A 17,567-nucleotide genomic window follows, 5' to 3' on the forward strand; every position below is an offset into this window, starting at 1 on the left:
CGTTACCCACCCTCGCGCGGGCCCGTTGTCCGAGCACCCGTCCGCCTCACCGCGATGCCGGGCGGGCCGATCCCCTACGCCGCAGGAGGCAGTGAGTGAAGAAGTTCTTACGACGGGTCCGGATGGCCGAGCCCACGGTCTCGGCCGCCGAGCAGGAGCTGTTCGGCGGGCCCCTGCGCTACGACATGGGGTTCTCCGAGCACGAACACGCCGGGCTCGATCTGACGATGCTCTCCGCGATCCGGGCCATGCCCCGGCTGGTCGGCAGCACACTGCGCAGGGCCTGGGCCGCCGACCGGCCGGCGCTGCTGGTCGTCGGCGTGAGCGAGATCGGCCAGGGGGTGGCGGCCGCCGCGGGGCTGCTGGCGGTCAACGCCGTGATGCACGCCCTGCTGGGCGGCGGGGCCCCCGTCGACCGGCTGCACGCCGCGCTGCCCGCGCTCGTCGTCGGCGCGGTGGTCGCGGTGGTGAACGCCGCGCTGGCCGGGCTGTCCACCTCGCGGGCGGGCCGGCTGGAGCCGCTGATCGAGAGGACCGCGACGACGGAGTACCTGGCCGCGGCGACCGCCGTCGAGCTGGAGGCGATCGAGGACCCGGAGTTCCGCCGGCTGATCGATGTGGCCCAGTACGGCGCCGCCTCCGCGCGGCGCATGATCGGTGCCTGCGTGGCCGCGCTGAACGGCACGATCTCGCTGCTCGCGACGGCCGGCATCCTGACCGTCCTGCACCCCGCGCTGCTGCCGATGCTGCTGCTGATCGCCGCCCCGCGCGGCTGGGGTGCGATGCGGGTCGCGCAGGAGCGGTACGTGTCGGTGATGACATGGGTCGAGCACATGCGTGCCAGCCGTCTGATCGGGAATCTGCTCACCGAGCGCAGCGCCGCGCAGGAGGTACGGATCCACGGGGTCGGCGCGTTCCTGCTGGAGAAGTACCGGGGCATGGCCGAGAGCGCCGAGGCCGAACAGCGGCGGCTGGCGAACGGCAAGGCGCTGACCGAGCTGGTGGCGGCGGCACTGTCCGGTGTGGCGATGGCCGGCACGTACGGCGTGATGCTGTGGCTGATCATGTCCGGGCACATGGGCCTGGCCGTGGCCGGTACGGCGGTGATCGCGGTGCGTTCCGGGTCGGCGAGCCTGGGCGCGCTGGTCATGAACGTCAACCAGCTGCACGAGGAGAGCCTCTATGTGCAGGACCACGACCGCTTCCTCAAGGAGGCCGCCGGGCGGGCCATCCCCGAGGACGGGCAGCGCCTGCCGGACCGGGTGGACGAGGTCGTCCTGGAGGGGGTCGGCTACCGCTACCCGGACCGCGACGTGCCCGCGCTGGACGGCGTCTCGCTGACCCTTCCCATGGGCTCGGTGACCGCCGTCGTGGGAGAGAACGGATCGGGCAAGAGCACCCTGATGAAGGTTCTGGCCGGTCTGCTGCTGCCGCAGAGCGGGACGGTCCGCTGGGGCGCGTCCGAGCTCTCCACGCTCAACCGCTCCGACGTGTTCGACCGCGTGTCCCTGCTGACCCAGGACTTCCAGCGCTGGCCGGTGACCGCCGCGCTCAACATCCGTATCGGCCGTCCCGCCCACGCGGCCGGGCCCGAGCAGCTCCAGCCCTCCGTCGACTACGCCGGCGCCCAACCGGTCGTCGCCAAGCTCCCCCACGGCCTGCAGAGCCTGCTGGCCCGCATGTTCCGGGGCGCCTTCGAGATCTCCGGCGGCGAATGGCAGAAGATCGGCCTGGCCCGCACCCACTGGCGTACGGAGACGAGCCCGGCGGACAGCGTGCTGATCGTCGACGAGCCCACGTCGGCCCTGGACCCGGAGGCCGAGATCGCCGCCTTCGACGCCATCCGGGGACTCGCCGGCCCGCACCGCGCCGTCGTCCTCGTCACCCACCGCATGTCCGGGGTCCGGCACGCCGACACCATCTACGTCCTCAACCGGGGCCGCCTCACCGAGCACGGCACCCATGACCAGCTCATGGCGGCCCGCGGCCGCTACGCCGCCATGTTCACCACCCAGGCCGCCCAGTACGCGGCGGGGCTCGCCGCCTCCGTACCGCCGCAGCCCGCCGCGTCGGACCGCACCGGTCAGGAATCGAGAAGCGCGGGCCCGGGGCCCGGCCTGGCCTGATGTGCATGGACCTCACCATTCACACCACCGCCCTCCCGCACGACGACCCGGACGCGTCCGTGGCCTTCTACCGCGACGTCCTCGGCTTCGAGGTACGCACCGACGTGGGCCAGGGCAAGATGCGCTGGATCACGGTCGGGCCGGCCGGCCAGCCGGGCACGTCGATCCTGCTGGCGCCGCCGGCCGCCGATCCCGGGATCACCGAGGAGGAGCGCCGCACCATCAGCGAGATGATGGCCAAGGGCACCTACGGCTGGATCCTGCTGGCCACCCCGGACCTCGACGGGGTCTTCGAGAAGGTGCAGGCAGGTGACGCGGAGGTGGTGCAGGAGCCGACCGAGCAGCCGTACGGCATCCGGGACTGCGCTTTCCGCGACCCGGCGGGCAACCTCGTGCGCATCCAGGAACTGCGCTGACCCGGCCACCGGCCCCGGGCGGGCACACGACGAAGAGAAGAGGAGTTCCGCATGTGCCACCCCTCGTGGGACCGCGCACGCGCCTCGGCGCAGCACCTCGCCGACCTCGCGCGGCTGCGCCGTGACCGTGACCGGATCGACCGGGAGTACGCACGGCCGCTGGACGTCGAGGCGCCGGCCCGTTGTGCGAACATGCCGGCCGGGCTTCTCGGCCGGCAGTTCCGGCTGGCGTACGGCACCTCCCCGTACGCCTGTCCGACGGCACGTCGCGTCCAGCACACGGCGCGGCTCGCGCATCGGGGCGGGCCGTCCCACGGTGCGTACCGCTCCTGACCTCACCCCGTCAGATCGGCACGCACCAGCGCCGCCGCCAGCCGGGGCAGGTCGTCGTCGGCGACCAGACGGGCGAGCCCCGCAGGGGTCTTGGGGAGCCCGAGCCCGGCGGCGGCCTCGCGGGCGCGGCTGTCGAACGCGGGGCGCAGCTCGGGCCATACGCCCTGCGCCTCGCGGCTGAAGATGTCGGCGCCCACGGGCCCGATGCGGGGGAACTCGCGCAGCAGCTCGCGGATGCGTGCCGGGTCCCCGCCGGCGTCCTCGCGCAGCCGCCGCAGGTCGCCGCGGTAGCGGTCCTGGGCGAGCCGGGCGCCTTCCCCGAGCGCGGTGGCCGTGCTCTCGTCGTAGCGGCGGTAGTGGGCACGGACCAGTGCGTCCACCCGGTCCTGCCAGTCGGCCCCGGCCATCTTCCGGGGCGTGCGCAGCCCCGCCGCGAAGAGTTCTCGGGCGGCGGCCACGGCGATGTCGGCCTTGATGCGCACCGAGAACAGCACGCACAGGGTCAGCAACTGGTAGAGCGGAGCGGGGGTGTTCCGCAGCCGGATACCGGCTTCCTCGGCGTACGTCTGCCCGTGTTCCGCCAGCAGGCGCTCGGCAGCTGTCTTCGACCGGGACATGGTGGCCCTCCCACCGCGCACACAGGGGTGGCACCCTCGCGGGGCGCGCCGATCAGCCTCTTATTTTACCCGCGCGGGCACGTCCGGCCCCTGGGCGCGGGGCGCGGGGGTCACCCGAGCGCGCGGCCCGATGGCGCGGTCGCGTCGGCGGTGCCATGTTTCGGACGTGGACCACTGGTAACCCGGTGGTACGTACGAACCTGTACAAGGAGGAGATCGCCATGCCGGCAGGATCCAGCCGCAAACGCGAGCGTCAGTACGAACACGTCAAGGAGAGCGCGGAGAAGCGCGGCGAATCCGAGAAGCGTGCCAAGGAGATCGCGGCCCGTACGGTCAACAAGGAACGCGCCCGCTCGGGCGAGTCGAAGACCGCGAGCAGGACGTCCACCCGCGACCCGAAGTCGGCGTCGCAGCGCGGCGGCGAGCGCTCCCATCAGGGCGCGCAGGGCCGCACCAGGGACCAGCTGTACGAAGAGGCCAGGAAGAAGAACGTCGAGGGCCGCTCCAAGATGAACAAGGAGCAGCTCCGCAGGGCCGTCAGCCGCTGAGCCGCCGGGGCGGCGCGGGCCGGCCGCCCCCTGGGGGGAGCCGGCGGAGGGAGGGAGTCGGGGCATGAGCGAGAGCCGTACGGAGCGGGACGACCACGGGCGCGACGCGCCGACCGGCCGGGACGAGACGGCCGACGAACGGGCGGACCGCCGGTGGACGGATCTGCTCCAGGAGCTGCGGGTGGCGCAGACCGGGGTGCAGATCCTCTTCGGCTTCCTGCTCGCCGTGGTCTTCCAGCCGCGCTTCGCCACGCTGTCGGACACCGACCGGACCATCTACGTGGTCACGGTGCTGCTGGGCTCCGCCACGGCGGCGGCGCTGATCGGTCCCGTCTCCTACCACCGGCTCCTCACCGGCCGTCACCTCAAGGCGCAGACCGTGGTGTGGGCGTCGCGCCTGACCGTGCTGGGGCTCGTGCTGCTGTTCTGCACGATGTGTTCGGCGCTGCTGCTGATTCTGCGCGTGGCGCTGCACAACATGCTGTCGCTGTGGCTGGTGGGCGGGATGGCGCTGTGGTCGTTCGGCTGCTGGTTCGTGTTCCCCGCCTGGGCGCTCGCCCGCTCGGCCGCCGAACGCCGGGAGTGAGCCGCCCCGGTGAGCCGCCGTCTCACATGGCGCGCAGCGCGGGCAGCAGTTCCTCCCGCGCCCAGCGGATGAACGGCTGCTGGTGCCTGCCGCCGATCTGTACGAGGGCGACCTCGTCGAATCCCGCGTCGGTGTAGGCGCGTACCGCCTCGACGAACTCCTCGATGTCGTCGCCGCAGGGCACCGCCTTCGCCATGTCCTCGGGCCGTACGTGCGTGGTGGCCTGGGCGAACGCGGAGGGTCCCGGCAGTTCGGAGTTCACCTTCCAGCCACCGGCCGACCAGCGGAACTGGTCGTGCGCCCGCTCCACTGCGGCGTCCCGGTCGCGGTCGAAGCAGACGGGCAGCTGGCCGACGCGCGGCTTCCCGCCGCCGCCGTGCCGGTCGAATCCGCTGAGCAGTTCCGACTTGGGCTCGGTGGCGATGACGAGGTCCGCCAGCCGGCCCGCGACCGCGCAGGACCGCTCGCCGGAGACCGCGATGCCGAGGGGGACGCGCACGTCGGGCAGGTCCCAGAGCCTGGCGTTCTCCACGTCGAAGTGGGTGCCGTGGTGGTTGACGTATCCCCCGTCGAAGAGCGCCTTGATGATCTCGACCGCCTCCTCGAGCATCTCCAGCCGCACATGGGCGGCCGGCCAGCCCCCGCCGACCACGTGCTCGTTGAGGTTCTCGCCGGAGCCGAGACCGAGCCGGAACCGGTCGTCGGAGAGCAGTTGCATCGTCGCGGCCTTCTGCGCCACGACGGCGGGGTGGTAGCGGGTCGTCGGACAGGTCACATACGTCATCAGCCGGATGACCGACGTGGCCTGCGCCGCCGCGCCCAGCACGCTCCACGCGTACGGGGCGTGCCCCTGGGACGCCAGCCAGGGGAAGTAGTGGTCGGACGTCACGGAGAAGTCGAACCCGGCCTGTTCCGCCGCCACCACGTCATCGACGAGGGCGCGCGGTCCCGCCTGCTCGGTCATCATCGTGTATCCGAACTGCACCATGGGGATCAGTCCTTTCCTGGGTCGGCCTCCGGGTCGGAACTCGACTGCGCCGCTACCGCGTGCTCCGCCGAGGGGAGCAGTCGCCGGCCGCTGGGGCGGTCACAGGTGTTGATCATGCGGATGCCGGTCGGCGCCTTGCATGCCATGACCCTTATGGTCGCATTCGTGCCTCTCGGCTGCGAACAGGGGCCGTACGGCCCCGGCGCGCGGGCGCCTCCGGTTCACCCACGCGTCCGGGACACGCACTCCGCCACCACGGCGTGGAGGCTGCCCGTGCGGGCGAGTGCGTCCCGCTGGGTACGCGCCCCCGTCCCGCGCTCCAGGACGCGCCGGATCCCGTCCTCGGCCGCCGCGAGGTCGCCGCTCCCCTCCAGCGCGTCGCGCACATGCGCGAGCAGCGCCCGCAGGACGGCGGGCGCGGGTTCAGGGCGCATCGTCGCCGGGTGCAGCAGCGGCCCCTCCAGTCCCGAGGCGCCGGCCTGCCAGGCGGCCAGCCGCAGCACTCCGACCCCCACCGGGTCGGGCGGGTTCCCGGCGCGCCAGTCGCGGGACGCCGTCTCCACCAGGGCGCGTACCAGCGTGGCGAGCAGCACGGCGTCGGCCGGATCCAGGCAGACGTCGGCGACCCTGACCTCGACCGTGGGATACCGGTGCGAGAGCCGCGCGTCGAAGTAGACCATCCCCCTGTCGCGCAGGACGCCGGTGTCGACCAGGGCCCGCACCTGCGCGTGATAGCGCTCCGGGGAGCCGAAGACCTCCACCGGACCGGCCATGGGCCAGCGCCCCCAGACCCTGCTGCGGTAGCTGCCGTACGCGGTGTCCCGGCCCTGCCAGAAGGGCGAGTTGGCGCTCAGCGCGAGGACGACGGGGAGCCAGGGGCGCAGCCGGTCCACCACGGCGACGCCCTCGTCGTCCGACTCCACCGAGACATGCACATGGCATCCGCAGGTCAGCTGCTCCTGCACGGTCAGGCCGAACCGCTCGGCCAGCCAGCGGTAGCGCTCGCCGGTGCCGATCGACGGGCTGACCGCCAGGGGCGCCGTCGCCAGGGCGACCACGTCGGCCCCGGCCCCGGCGGCGCTCGCCGCGGCCTCGGCACGCCAGCGCAGGATCTCCTGGGCGAGTTCGCGCATGTCGGTGCGCGGCTCGGTGGCGAATTCGAGCTGCTGGCGGTGGAGTTCCGGCTCGAAGGCGGAGTCCCCGTCCGCGCGGGCCTGCGCCAGGGCCAGTACGGCGGCCGACAGCGAGCGGGGCTCGCCGCTGCGCGCGTCGACGAGCAACAGCTCCTCCTCGACCCCCACCGTCCGCGCCATCCTGTCCTCCCGGCCCGCCGCCGTTCGCCGTGCCGGCCGCCGGGATCAGGGTCCCCTCTTCCGCGCGCCGGTGCATACCGGGCCGTTTCCCGCTACGCCGTTCGGGGGCGGTGCGGGGGGCACAGAAGCTGCGGTCGCGGGTAAACGGACCGACGATAGCCCCCTACGACAGAAAGGGCGCCAGCCGATGAGTGACCACGACGTGAGCAAGCGCAAGGTACTGGCCATCGTCACCAACTACGGAGTCGAGCAGGACGAGCTCGTCGTACCGGTCGAGCATCTGCGCGGGTGGGGTGCCCAGGTCGATGTCGCCGCGGTGACCATGGACGGCATCGACACGCTCGTGGGCGACAAGGACCCCGGAAAGACGGTCCGTCCCGATCTCACCCTGGACGACGTCGACCCGGTCGGCTACGACCTGCTGCTCGTACCGGGCGGCACGCTGAACGCCGACGCGCTGCGGGTGCGGGACGCGGCCACCCGGATCGTGCGCTCCTTCACCGGTTCCGGCCGGCCCGTCGCCGCCATCTGCCACGGGCCCTGGGTGCTGGTGGAGGCGGGCGCGGTCGCGGACAAGCGGCTGACCTCCTACCACTCGTTGCAGACCGACATCCGCAACGCCGGCGGCGACTGGACGGACGAGCCGGTCGTCGCGGACGACTCGGGCGGCTGGAAGCTCATCACCTCACGCAACCCGGGCGATCTGGACCCGTTCGTCCGGGAGATCGACGCGGCCCTGAGCGTGGAGGCCTAGGGCGTGTCCCCCGGCTCACCCGGCGGCCGGGACTCCGCCCGCCGGGCCATCGCCAGCCAGACGCGGTCCCGGGTCACGGGCATCTCGGTGAAGCGGATGCCCGTGGCGTCGCGCAGCGCGTTGGCGAAGGCGGGGGCCACCGGGTTGAAGGGACTCTCGCTCATCGACTTGGCGCCGAGCGGGCCGATCGCGTCGGTCGTCTCCATGAAGTGCACCTCGGTGCGGGGCACATCGGCGTACTGCGGGAGGCGGTAGCGGCGGAAGGCGGCCGTGGTCACCTCGCCGCGCTCGTCGAGCCGTACGGTCTCGAAGAGGGTCGCGCCCAGCGCCTGCGCGACGCCGCCCTCGATCTGGCCCCGGCACTGGAGCGGGTTCATCACCTTGCCCGCGTCGGCCGCGTGGACGCTGCGCAGGATCTTCATCTCGCCCGTGTCCGGGTCGACGGCGATCCGGAACCACTGGGCGTTGAAGGCCACCGAGCGCGGGCTGCCGCCCCAGTGGCCCTCCGCCGTGATCTCGTCCTGCGCGCCGGCGGCGTCGGCCGCCTCGTACAGCTCCTTCAGGGTGACGGTCCGTCCGGCGCAGTCGATCGCGTCGGCGCCGAGGGTGCACAGGTGGCGGGCGACTCCGGTGTGCCGCGCGGCGAAGGTCTTGAGGCGCCCGGCCAGCGACTCGGAGGCCAGGAGGACCGCCTTGCCGGCGACGACCGTGCCGGCCGAGCCGAAGGCGCCGGTGTCGTGCCGGACGACGTCGGTGTCGGACTGCCTGACGGCCAGGCGGTCGACGGTGGTGTTGAGGGCGCCGGCGGTGATCTGCTTGTGGACGGTGGTGGTGCCGTTGCCGAACTCCGCGGTGCCGACGGCGATGTCGTAGGTGCCGTCGGCCAGGAGGGAGACGGTCGCGTCGGCGTAGTGACCGCCCGGCGGGCCGGTGGCGATCATCGCCATGGCCGTCCCCTGACCGGTCAGCCACCCCTCCGGGACGTCCTCCCCGCTGCGGTCCTCCGCCAGCGCGTCGCGCACGATCGACAGGCACTGGGCCAGGCCGTACGAGGCGATGTGCAGGTCCTCCTCCTCACCGATCGGGCTCGCCATGTGGTCGCCGGGGCCGATGATGTTCTTCTCCCGGAAGACGAGCGGATCCATGTCCAGGAGGCGGGCCGTCTCGTCCATGGCGGATTCGACGGCGAAGGTGACCTGGCCCAGGCCGTAGCCCCGGAAGGCGCCCGCCGGTACGCCGTTGGTGTAGACGGAGAAGGCGTCGACCTTCTTGTGCGGAGCCCGGTAGACGGCGAAGGACTCGCCGACGCTGTGGAACATCACGGCCGGGCCGTGGTTGCCGTACGCACCGGTGTTGGAGACCACCCGCATCTGGATCGCGGTCAGGGTACCGTCGGCGCGGGCGCCCACCTTGATGCGGATGGTGAACGGGTGGCGGGTGGTGGCGCCGTAGAACTGCTCGGCGCGGGTGTACTCCAGCTTGACCGGGCGGCGCAGCCTGAGCGCGGCCAGCACGACGATGTCCTCGGTCAGCATCTCCTGCTTGCCGCCGAAGCCGCCGCCCACCCGGCCCGCGACGACCCGGACCTCGTCCTCCGGGAGCCCGTAGAGGGCACACAGCGCGCGCCGGGTCAGGAACGGGGTCTGGGTGCTGGAGCGCACCGTGAGCCGCTCGCCCGTGCCGTCGTCCTTCGGCTCGAAGTAGGCGACGCAGCCATGGGTCTCCAGGCTCGCGTGCTGGACGCGCTGGGTGCGGAAGGTCTCCTCGTACACGACCGCCGCCTCGGCGAACCCCTCCTCGACGGAGCCGATCTCGCCGTGCACCTCACCGGCCACGTTGTTCTCGACGCGGGCGATCCGCACTTCGGGTCCCTTGCCCGCGTGGATGACGGGCGCGCCCGCGCGCATCGCCTCCTCGGGGTCGGTGACGTACGGCAGTTGCTCGTACGTCACCTCGACGCGCCGGCAGCCCTCCTCGGCCGCCTGCTCGCTGTCGGCGACGACGGCGGCGACGCGCTGGCCGACGTACCGGACGGTGTCGTCCAGGACGCGGGTGTCGTCGGGGTCCTCGGTGGGGTGCTCGTGCCGGGCGCTGGAGTACAGGGTGTCGGGCGCGTCCTCGTGGGTGAGGACGGCGTGGACGCCCGGGACCCGCAGGGCGGCGGAGGTGTCGATGGCGAGGATGCGGGCGTGCGGGTGCGGGGAGCGCAGCAGCTTCATGTGCAGCAGGCCCGGGACCTCGACGTCGAAGGTGTAGCGGGCGGTGCCCGTCACGACCTGCGGGCCGGCCGGGGCGCCGAGGCTCTTGCCCACCGCCTGCCCGGCGCAGGGGCGTTCGGTGTGCCGCACGCCGCGGACGGCGTCCTCGATGGCGCGGTAGCCCGTACAGCGGCAGATGTTGCCCTTGAAGGCCCGGGGCAGGTCGTCGAGCTTGCCGTCGTCGTGGGCGGTGCCCTTCTCCTCTTCGAGGGCGGCCGTCGTCATCAGGAAGCCGGCGGTGCAGAACCCGCACTGGAAGCCCTGGGCGTCCAGGAACTTCTGCTGTACGGGGTGGAGTTCGCCGTCCTTGCCGGTCAGGCCCTCCACCGTGGTGACCGAGCGGCCGTCCGCGCGCACGGCCGGATAGAGGCAGCTGTGCACCGGCTCGCCGTCCACATGGACGGTGCAGGCGCCGCAGTCGCCCGCGTCGCAGCCCTTCTTCACCCCGAACCAGCCGCGCTCGCGCAGATAGGTGCGCAGGCACTGCCCGGGGCGGGGCTCGGAGTCGAAGGGCTGGTCGTTGACACGGATTCCGAAGCTCATCGGGCACCCTCCCGGGTGAGTTCGTGCCGGATCTGCTCGGCGAGGTGGAAGGCCATGTGCCGCCGCCACTCGGGCAGCCCGTGGATGTCGTCGAACCAGTCGTCCGCGCCCACGGCCGACTCGATGGCCGCGCGCAGTCCGGCCCGGCCGGGCGGCAGGGCGAACCAGATCCGGAACGGCCGCCGGGTCGCGGCCGTGACGGTCACGGCGAGCGAGCCGTCCTGCGGGTCCAGCGTGCCGGTGACCAGGGCGCCGGAGCGTCCGAGGCCGTACAGCGAGGCCTGCCGGAAGGCGGTCCGGCAGGCCAGGGCGCGGGCGGGCAGCGTCACCGACCGCAGCAGTTCACCCTCGGCGAGGTCCTTGCGGCCCGCTCCGGTGACGAAGTCCGCCGCGTGCACCCGGCGCGCCGAACCGTCCTGTGCCCGGAGCAGGCACACGCCGTCGAGGGCGGCGGTCAGGGAGATCATCGGGCCGGCCGGCAGGGCGTTGCAGAGGTTTCCGCCGACGGTCGCCATGTTCCAGATCTTGAACGAGGCGAGGAAGGCCCGGCAGCACTGTTCGAAGAGCGGGGCGGCCGCCGCGTCGAGCGTCCGCCCGAACCGGGAGAGCTGCGCGATGGTGCAGGTGGCCGCGATCTCCACCGATCCGTCGGGCAGGGTCCGGACCGGGTCCCAGCCCATCCGGCTCAGATCGACCAGCCGCCGCAGGTGCGGCTGGGGTTCGGAGAACAGGTACGTCCCGCCGCCGAGCCAGGCGTCGCCCGGTCGCCAGGGCTCGTGACGCCGGGCGTCCCGCACGTCGAGAACCGTGTTCAGATCCATGTCCCCCACCGTCTTCGGCCGCTGCTTCCACGCCAGTGAAGCGGGGCGGGAGGCCGAAAACGACTGGTGCGCAGCACGGAATACCGCTCCCTCGACCGGCCGCGTCCTGGTGAATCGACCAAGGGGTGCACCTCCGTTCCCTGGGGGTTCGGCCCGCCCGGCCCTTTTCTGCTGGACCCGTTCCACGGTATCGAGCAGAATCCCTCAGGTGCCAGGAAGAATCTCTCCAAGTTGCGCATCTGCCGGATTTTCCCGCTCTGCGGGCCGCATCTGTGGACAGCGCGGGCGAAGGACGGGCCGATGAGCGTCGTAGTCGTGCAGCACGAGCCGGGCGAGGGTCCCTACGCGATCGCCACCGCGCTGGAGGCGGCGGGGCTGGATGTGCGGGTGTGCCGGGTGTGGGAGGGCGATCCCGTACCGGACGGCCTCGTCGGCGTGGACGCGCTGGTGGTGATGGGCGGGCCCCGGTCGGCGTACAGCGACGACGGATTCCCCACGCGCGGCGCGGAACTGGCGCTGCTGCGGGCGGCGCTGGCCGCGGATGTGCCGGTGCTGGGGGTGTGCCTGGGCGCCCAGTTGCTCGCGGTGGCGGCGGGCGGCACGGCCCGGCCCGGATCGGGCGAGCAGATCGGGTGGGGCGGCGTCGCGCTCTCCGCGTCGGCGGCCGGGGACCCGCTGTTCGCCGGTCTGCCCGGCCGGCTCGATGTGCTGCACTGGCACGGGGACACGATGGACCTCCCGGACCGGGCGGTGGTGCTCGCCTCGTGCGACCGCTATCCGGTCCAGGCGTTCCGGGTGCACGGCAGTGCGTGGGGGCTGCAGTTCCATCTGGAGGTCGACGGCGCCGCCGTCGACGCCTTCGTCACGGCGTTCCCCGGGGAGGCGGCGCGTGCGCCCGGCCTCCGGGACGGCACGCCGGGGAGCCTGGCGGCGCTGGCTCCGTACCGCGACCGGGTGTTCGGCCGGTTCGCCGCGCTCGTGGCCGCCCGCTCCGGGCACACCGCCACGCGTGCCTTCTTCACGCCGAGGGCCGAGGCCTGGGAGGACCGGTTCGCCCACCAGGCCCCGGTCTACGCGTCGGCGGTGGCCCGCATGGGGCTGCGGCCCGGACAGACGGCCCTCGACCTGGGCTGCGGGACGGGCCGCGCGCTTCCCGCGCTGCGGGACGGGGTCGACGGCCACGGCACGGTGCTGGGCGTCGACGTCACCCACGCGATGCTCGGCGCGGCGGCCCGTACCGGACGCACCGCCCTGGCCCACCTGCTGCTGGCGGACTGCCACCGTCTGCCGCTGCCGTCCGGTTCGGTGCACGGGATCTTCAGCGCGGGGCTGCTGGACCATCTTCCGGACCCCGGCGCGGCCCTCGGTGAGTGGGCGCGGGTGGCGGCGCCCGATGCCGTCCTGGCGGTCTTCCACCCGTCGGGCCGGGTGGAGCGCGCCGCCCGCCACGGGCGTCCGGTGAGCCCGGCGGATCCGCTGGCCCGGCCCAGCCTGGAGCCGGCGCTCCGCTCGGCGGGCTGGCGGCTGACGGAGTACGAGGACGCCGAGGACCACTTCCTCGCTCTCGCCACCCCGGGCCGCTGACCTACCGTGAGAGGCCCGCTGACCGACCGTGAAAGAGGAACGACCCATGGAAACACCCGACCGCGTGGACGAGCAGGCGCGCGCCGACGGCCTGGTGGAGGCGCAGCACAAGGCCGAGGCGCTGTTCGCCGAGGTGGAGAAGCGGGGGCTGGTGGCGGCCGGGACCGGCGAGCGCGAGGTCAGCGACCGCATCCGGGACCTGGCGAACGAGATGTTCGGCACCACCCGGCACTGGCACAAGCGGATCGTCCGCTCGGGCCCGAACACGCTCTTCCCGTACAAGGAGAATCCCCCGGACCGGGTCATCGGCGCGGACGACATCGCGTTCGCCGACTTCGGGCCGATCTTCGAGGAGTACGAGGCGGACTTCGGCCGCACGTTCGTGTTCGGCGACGACCCGGCCAAGCACCGGCTGCGCGACGACCTGGCGACCGTCTTCGCCGCGGGCCGCAGCGCGTTCCGGGCGGACCCGCACATCACGGGCCGCGAGCTGTACGCGGAAGTGGAGCGGCTCGCCGCCGGGGCGGGCTGGAGGCTGGGAGGGTGGCACGCCGGGCATCTGGTCGGTGAGTTCCCGCACGAGACGATCGACGGTGCGCGGGTCGAGTCCTATGTGACCCCGGAGAACGAGCACCCGGTGCGCCGCACCGACCGGGCGGGGCGGCGCTGCCACTGGATTCTGGAGATCCACCTGGTGGACGAGGAACGCGGCTTCGGCGGCTTCTACGAACAGCTGCTGGACCTGGCCTAGGGCCTCCCGGGCGCTGCTCAGCCCGGGAGCAGGATCACCGGCGCGGGCCGTCCGTCCCGCCGGTCCGGGGTGATCACGGCGAGGGCGTCGCCCACCGCCGCACCGCGCAGGAACACCGCGCGGTGCCCGTCGAGGACCCGGGCGCCGCGCTCGTCCCAGGCGACCGGCACCAGCCGGGTCAGCCCGGTCCCGGACCCTCCCGGGCCCCGGTCTGCCGGCCAGGTCCAGTTCGTCACCGGTGACGAACATCCGGACCCGGGGCCGGGGATGCGCCGCCAGGGTGCCGTAGCCGGCGGTGTCGAAGGCGGGCAGCGGATGAGAGGTACGGACGGCCTCCGCGAGGGTCAGCCCTGCGGCATCGGCCGGCGGCACCGGGCGCGCGGCGAGGGGCGGGGCGCCTTGTGCGCCGGCCCCCGTGCCCTGGTCCAGGGCACGGCGACGGCGGTGGGCGGGGCCGGGGCGCGGGACGGGAGGCATGGTGCCAGGGTGAGGCCGTGGCTTTTCCGCCGGCGGCGCTCCGGGTTGCCGTTGCGCGGCGCCTTTCTCACGCGCGAAGGCGGACCGCTGGGAGCTCAGTCCTCCTGGTAGGAGTGGCGTCGGCCGGTCCAGGGGTCACCGATGGTGTGGTAGCCCCGTTCCTCCCAGAATCCGCGGCGGTCCTGGGTCATGTACTCCAGGGCGCGCAGCCATTTCGGGCCCTTGTAGCCGTAGAGGTGCGGCACGACGAGGCGCAGCGGGAAGCCGTGCTCGACGGTGAGCGGCTCGCCGTTGTGGTGGGTCGCGAGCAGGGTGCCCTCCGAAGCCAGGTCGCCCAGGCGGAGGTTGGCGCTGTAGCCGTACTCCGCCCAGGCCATCACATGCGTGACCTCCGGCGCCGGGGGCGCCAGCTCCAGCAGGGCCGCGCCGGGCACCCCGTAGAACTCGTGGCCGGTGGAGGTCGGCCCCGAGGCGCAGTGCATGTCCGTGACGACGGTGCCGCCCTCCAGCGCGGTGATCTCCTCGAAGGTCCAGGTGTACTTCTCCGCGGTGGCCGTGGCGCCGAATACCTGGAGGTTCCAGCGGTCGGGGCGGAACTTCGGAACGGGCCCGTAGTGCGAGACGGGCCAGCCCTTGACCAGGTGTTGCCCCGGAGGAAGCGGTCCTGTCGCCATGCTGCGATCGTCCTCTCGGGTCGGCCGGGACGGCGGCGGAGATCCCGTCCCGGTGATCGATTGTGCCAGCCCCGGCCGCCCCGGCAGCCGAGGGACTCAGCCGGTGACGGCCACGGCCGGCAGGTCGAGGTGGTCGCGCAGGGTGGTGCCGCGGTACTCGGTGCGGTACACGCCCCGCTCCTGGAGTTCCGGGACCAGCTTGTCGACGATGTCGGTGATGGAGGCCGGCAGCAGATGCGGCAGGAGGTTGAACCCGTCCACGGCACGCGTGCGGACGTAGTGCGCCCACTCGTCGGCCACGGACGACGGGGTGCCGACGAACGTCGGGTGCCCCGGGGACACCTCGCGCACCAGCTCCAGGATCGACAGACCCCGTTCGGCCGCGAGCGCGCGCCACTTGCGGATGTGCGCCAGCTTGCCGCTGCGCAGCTCGATGGAGATCGTGCCGCGTGACGGGTCGAGTTCGCCCTCGGCGGGTTCGATGTCCGGGAGCGGCCCGTCGGGGTCGTACGCGGACAGGTCGGTGCCCCAGTACTGCTCCAGGTAGGCGATGGCCCGGGGTCCGTTGATCTGCTCGCCGCGCACCCAGCGGGCCTTCTCCTCGGCGTCGGCCTGCGTGTCGCCGAGGACGAGGCTCGCGCCCGGCAGGATGCGCAGCGAGTCCTCCGTACGGCCGTAACGGGCCAGTCGGGCGCGCAGGTCGGCCGCGTAGGCGACGGCCTTGCCGTACTCGGTGTTGGCGGAGAACACCACGTCGGCGTGGCGGGCGGCGAGTTCCCGGCCGCCGTCCGAGTCGCCGGCCTGGAACAGCACCGGGCGGCCCTGGCGGCTCGCCGGCACGGTGGCGGTGGCGCGCAGCCGTACGAGACCGGTGTCCCGCTCGACCGGGGTGATGGCGCCGGGGCGGGCCCAGGCGGCGGCCCGCCCGTCGGGGGCGACGGCGTCCGGGGCCCAGGAGGACCACAGTTCCTTGGCCGCCTCGACGAACTGTCCGGCGCGCTCGTAGCGGCGTTCGTGCTCCAGCCAGCCGCCGTGGCGGAAGTTGGCACCGGTCCAGGCGTTGTCGGTGGTGACGATGTTCCAGCCGGCGCGGCCCTCGGACAGCAGGTCGAGGCCGGCCAGCCGGCGGGCCAGGTCGGCGGGGTAGTTGTAGGTGGTGTTCTGCGTCGCCACGAGGCCGATGCGCTCGGTGACGGCGGCGAGGACGGAGAGCTGGGTGATCGCGTCGGGCCGGCCGGCGATGTCGAGGTCGAAGATCCGGCCCCGGTTCTCCCGCACCCGCAGCCCCTCGCCGAGGAAGAAGGCGTCGAACAGGCCGCGTTCGAGGGTCCGGGCGATGTCGATGAAGGTCTCGACCGCCGTGTGCGAGGGGGCGTCCGGGTCGGTCCAGATCAGCTGGGATCCGACACCGGTGAAGAACACACCGAGGTGCAGGCTGGGCAGCGGATGCGGGTCGGTCATGACAGTCACCTCAGGACGAGTGCGCGGCCGCCGGGGCGGCGAACCGGTTGGCGGGGCGGGGCAGGCCGAGCGTGTCGCGCAGGGTGGCGCCGGGCAGCGGCGGCCGGTGCAGTCCGGCGGCGGCGAGCGCGGGCAGCACCTGAGCGGCCAGGACCGGCAGATCGACGGCGAGCACGGCGGGGTGCAGCCGGACGCCGTCGACCGAGGCGGCCAGTTCGCGCAGCAGGTCCACGAGGTCCTGCGGGGAGCCGGCGTGGCGCAGCCGCCCGGTCTCCGGCCAGTCGGCGGCCTCGTTCAGCGCGGCGAGCCGGTCGGCGGCCGGGGCGTCCGCGTCCAGGACCACGTCCACCTCGGCGAACACCAGGGGAGCGCCCGCCGCACGTGCCTCGGCCGCGCGGGCGGCCACCGCGGCGACGGTGGGCCGCCCGACGAGGACCACGTCGGCCCGCGCGTCGGCCTCCAGCCCGTCCGGGGCCAGGACGACGAGTTGGCCCTGCGGCGGACGGGGCGTGATCAGAGGGCCCTTGACGGTGAAGGAGGCGCCCTCGAAGTCGATGTGGTGCACCCGGTCGGCGTCCAGGAAGCGCCCGGTCGCGACGTCCTTGATGACCGCGTCGTCCTCCCACGAGTCCCACAGGGCGCGGGCGGTGTCGATGACGTCGGCGGTCTCACGGGCCGGTGCACCGGCCGTCAGGGGCGGTTCTCCGACGGTTGCGCGGGCGTCGTCACCGGCCGCCGCGCCGACCAGCCAGCCGCCCCGGCCGTGCGAGGCGTGGTCGAGGCTCGCGAGCTGGGTGGCGAGGTGGAACGGCTCCGTGGTGGTGGCGTGCAGCGTGGGGACGAGGCCGATCCGGTCGGTGAGCGGGGCGGCGTACGCGGCCCGGGTCCCGGCCTCCACCCGCCCGGCGGGCGCCTGCGGTCCCGTACCGGGCGGCAGGGGCGAGTCGTCGAAGGTGGCGAGGGTGAATCCCGCGCTCTGGGCTGCGGCGACCACCTCCCGGAGCGCCCTGGGGCCGAGGGCGTCGCCGGGCGGACGTCCCGCGTGGCGCCAGGCGGCGGGGTGGGCGCCGTCGCCGTCCACTTCGAGGGCGAGGTGCAGGCCGGGAGGTCCGGCCGCGTGGTCGGTCATGGGGAACTGCCTCCGTGGGAAGTCGCGTCGGCGACGGGTGGGCCGGGGAGGGGCACACCGTCCCGCGCACCCCGGCCGGGCCCGTCGCGTGGGCCGTGACCACGGAGGTCACGGCGGACGCCGGGCGGGGCGGGAGCTCGGGGAAGGGTGCGCAGAGGAAGGAAGGGCCGGAGCACGTCGGGTGTGCT

The 17,567-nt window shown here is 73.5% G+C and carries 18 protein-coding genes; 8 read left to right on the top strand and 10 right to left on the bottom strand.

The window, feature by feature from the left end; genetic code table 11:
• The first annotated feature begins 122 nt into the window (after nt 1-122).
• The 3 genes from RLT58_RS02035 to RLT58_RS02045 are packed head-to-tail and all read left to right on the top strand — an operon-like array spanning nt 123 to nt 2,875.
• A complete protein-coding gene (locus RLT58_RS02035; RefSeq protein ID WP_311308615.1) occupies nt 123-2,126 on the top strand; it encodes an ATP-binding cassette domain-containing protein in 2,004 nt (667 codons plus the stop codon).
• 5 nt (nt 2,127-2,131) lie between these two features.
• Nucleotides 2,132-2,542 (top strand): VOC family protein, encoded by a 411-nt coding sequence (locus RLT58_RS02040; RefSeq protein WP_311308616.1) that lies wholly within the window; start codon nt 2,132-2,134, stop codon nt 2,540-2,542.
• A gap of 51 nt (nt 2,543-2,593) precedes the next feature.
• Nucleotides 2,594-2,875 (top strand): hypothetical protein, encoded by a 282-nt coding sequence (locus RLT58_RS02045; protein ID WP_311308617.1) that lies wholly within the window; start codon nt 2,594-2,596, stop codon nt 2,873-2,875.
• Between the two features lie 2 nt (nt 2,876-2,877).
• On the opposite strand, the gene RLT58_RS02050 is transcribed toward RLT58_RS02045, so the two are convergent.
• Nucleotides 2,878-3,492, bottom strand: a complete 615-nt coding sequence (locus tag RLT58_RS02050) for an endonuclease (RefSeq protein WP_311308618.1) — start codon at nt 3,490-3,492, stop codon at nt 2,878-2,880.
• 221 nt (nt 3,493-3,713) lie between these two features.
• Between RLT58_RS02050 and RLT58_RS02055 the strand changes: the two genes are divergently transcribed.
• The gene (locus tag RLT58_RS02055; RefSeq protein WP_311308619.1) at nt 3,714-4,040 is read left to right on the top strand and encodes a plasmid stabilization protein; all 327 of its coding nucleotides are present in this window, start codon (nt 3,714-3,716) and stop codon (nt 4,038-4,040) included.
• 64 nt (nt 4,041-4,104) lie between these two features.
• On the top strand, nt 4,105-4,626 hold the full coding sequence (locus RLT58_RS02060; RefSeq protein ID WP_311308620.1) for a DUF6328 family protein: 522 nt from the start codon (nt 4,105-4,107) through the stop codon (nt 4,624-4,626).
• A 22-nt stretch (nt 4,627-4,648) separates the two neighbouring features.
• Here the strand turns inward: RLT58_RS02060 and RLT58_RS02065 are convergent, their stop codons facing one another.
• The 3 genes from RLT58_RS02065 to RLT58_RS02075 form a co-directional block, all read right to left on the bottom strand.
• Nucleotides 4,649-5,614, bottom strand: coding sequence for an LLM class F420-dependent oxidoreductase (locus RLT58_RS02065; RefSeq protein WP_311308621.1), 966 nt, complete (start codon nt 5,612-5,614; stop codon nt 4,649-4,651).
• Nucleotides 5,615-5,619: 5 nt separating this feature from the next.
• Nucleotides 5,620-5,760, bottom strand: a complete 141-nt coding sequence (locus RLT58_RS02070) for a hypothetical protein (protein ID WP_311308622.1) — start codon at nt 5,758-5,760, stop codon at nt 5,620-5,622.
• A 75-nt stretch (nt 5,761-5,835) separates the two neighbouring features.
• Nucleotides 5,836-6,927 (bottom strand): glutamate--cysteine ligase, encoded by a 1,092-nt coding sequence (locus tag RLT58_RS02075; RefSeq protein ID WP_311308623.1) that lies wholly within the window; start codon nt 6,925-6,927, stop codon nt 5,836-5,838.
• A gap of 187 nt (nt 6,928-7,114) precedes the next feature.
• On the opposite strand from RLT58_RS02075, the gene RLT58_RS02080 reads away from it, so the two are divergent.
• Nucleotides 7,115-7,681: a type 1 glutamine amidotransferase domain-containing protein gene (locus RLT58_RS02080; protein WP_311308624.1), complete on the top strand. Its 567-nt coding sequence runs from the start codon at nt 7,115-7,117 to the stop codon at nt 7,679-7,681.
• Here RLT58_RS02080 and RLT58_RS02085 read toward each other — a convergent pair.
• A complete protein-coding gene (locus tag RLT58_RS02085) occupies nt 7,678-10,482 on the bottom strand; it encodes a molybdopterin-dependent oxidoreductase (RefSeq protein ID WP_311308625.1) in 2,805 nt (934 codons plus the stop codon). The genes RLT58_RS02080 and RLT58_RS02085 overlap by 4 nt on opposite strands.
• Nucleotides 10,479-11,303: an FAD binding domain-containing protein gene (locus tag RLT58_RS02090; RefSeq protein WP_311308626.1), complete on the bottom strand. Its 825-nt coding sequence runs from the start codon at nt 11,301-11,303 to the stop codon at nt 10,479-10,481. The genes RLT58_RS02085 and RLT58_RS02090 overlap by 4 nt, the downstream gene beginning before the upstream one ends.
• Before the next feature lie 300 nt (nt 11,304-11,603).
• Between RLT58_RS02090 and RLT58_RS02095 the strand changes: the two genes are divergently transcribed.
• A complete protein-coding gene (locus RLT58_RS02095; RefSeq protein ID WP_311308627.1) occupies nt 11,604-12,887 on the top strand; it encodes a glutamine amidotransferase-related protein in 1,284 nt (427 codons plus the stop codon).
• A gap of 46 nt (nt 12,888-12,933) precedes the next feature.
• Nucleotides 12,934-13,638, top strand: coding sequence for a M24 family metallopeptidase (locus tag RLT58_RS02100; protein WP_311308628.1), 705 nt, complete (start codon nt 12,934-12,936; stop codon nt 13,636-13,638).
• Nucleotides 13,639-13,655: 17 nt separating this feature from the next.
• Here RLT58_RS02100 and RLT58_RS02105 read toward each other — a convergent pair whose 3' ends face one another.
• The 4 genes from RLT58_RS02105 to RLT58_RS02120 form a co-directional block, all read right to left on the bottom strand.
• Nucleotides 13,656-13,874 (bottom strand): hypothetical protein, encoded by a 219-nt coding sequence (locus RLT58_RS02105; RefSeq protein ID WP_311308629.1) that lies wholly within the window; start codon nt 13,872-13,874, stop codon nt 13,656-13,658.
• A 336-nt stretch (nt 13,875-14,210) separates the two neighbouring features.
• A complete protein-coding gene (locus tag RLT58_RS02110; RefSeq protein ID WP_311308630.1) occupies nt 14,211-14,789 on the bottom strand; it encodes a molybdopterin-dependent oxidoreductase in 579 nt (192 codons plus the stop codon).
• A gap of 96 nt (nt 14,790-14,885) precedes the next feature.
• Nucleotides 14,886-16,250 carry an NtaA/DmoA family FMN-dependent monooxygenase gene (locus RLT58_RS02115; protein ID WP_311308631.1) on the bottom strand — a complete coding sequence of 455 codons (1,365 nt, stop codon included), beginning with the start codon at nt 16,248-16,250 and terminating at the stop codon, nt 14,886-14,888.
• 10 nt (nt 16,251-16,260) lie between these two features.
• Nucleotides 16,261-17,379 (bottom strand): LLM class flavin-dependent oxidoreductase, encoded by a 1,119-nt coding sequence (locus RLT58_RS02120; RefSeq protein ID WP_311308632.1) that lies wholly within the window; start codon nt 17,377-17,379, stop codon nt 16,261-16,263.
• Between the last annotated feature and the right edge of the window lie 188 nt (nt 17,380-17,567).

The organism is Streptomyces sp. ITFR-16, from assembly GCF_031844705.1.
GTDB lineage: Bacteria > Actinomycetota > Actinomycetes > Streptomycetales > Streptomycetaceae > Streptomyces.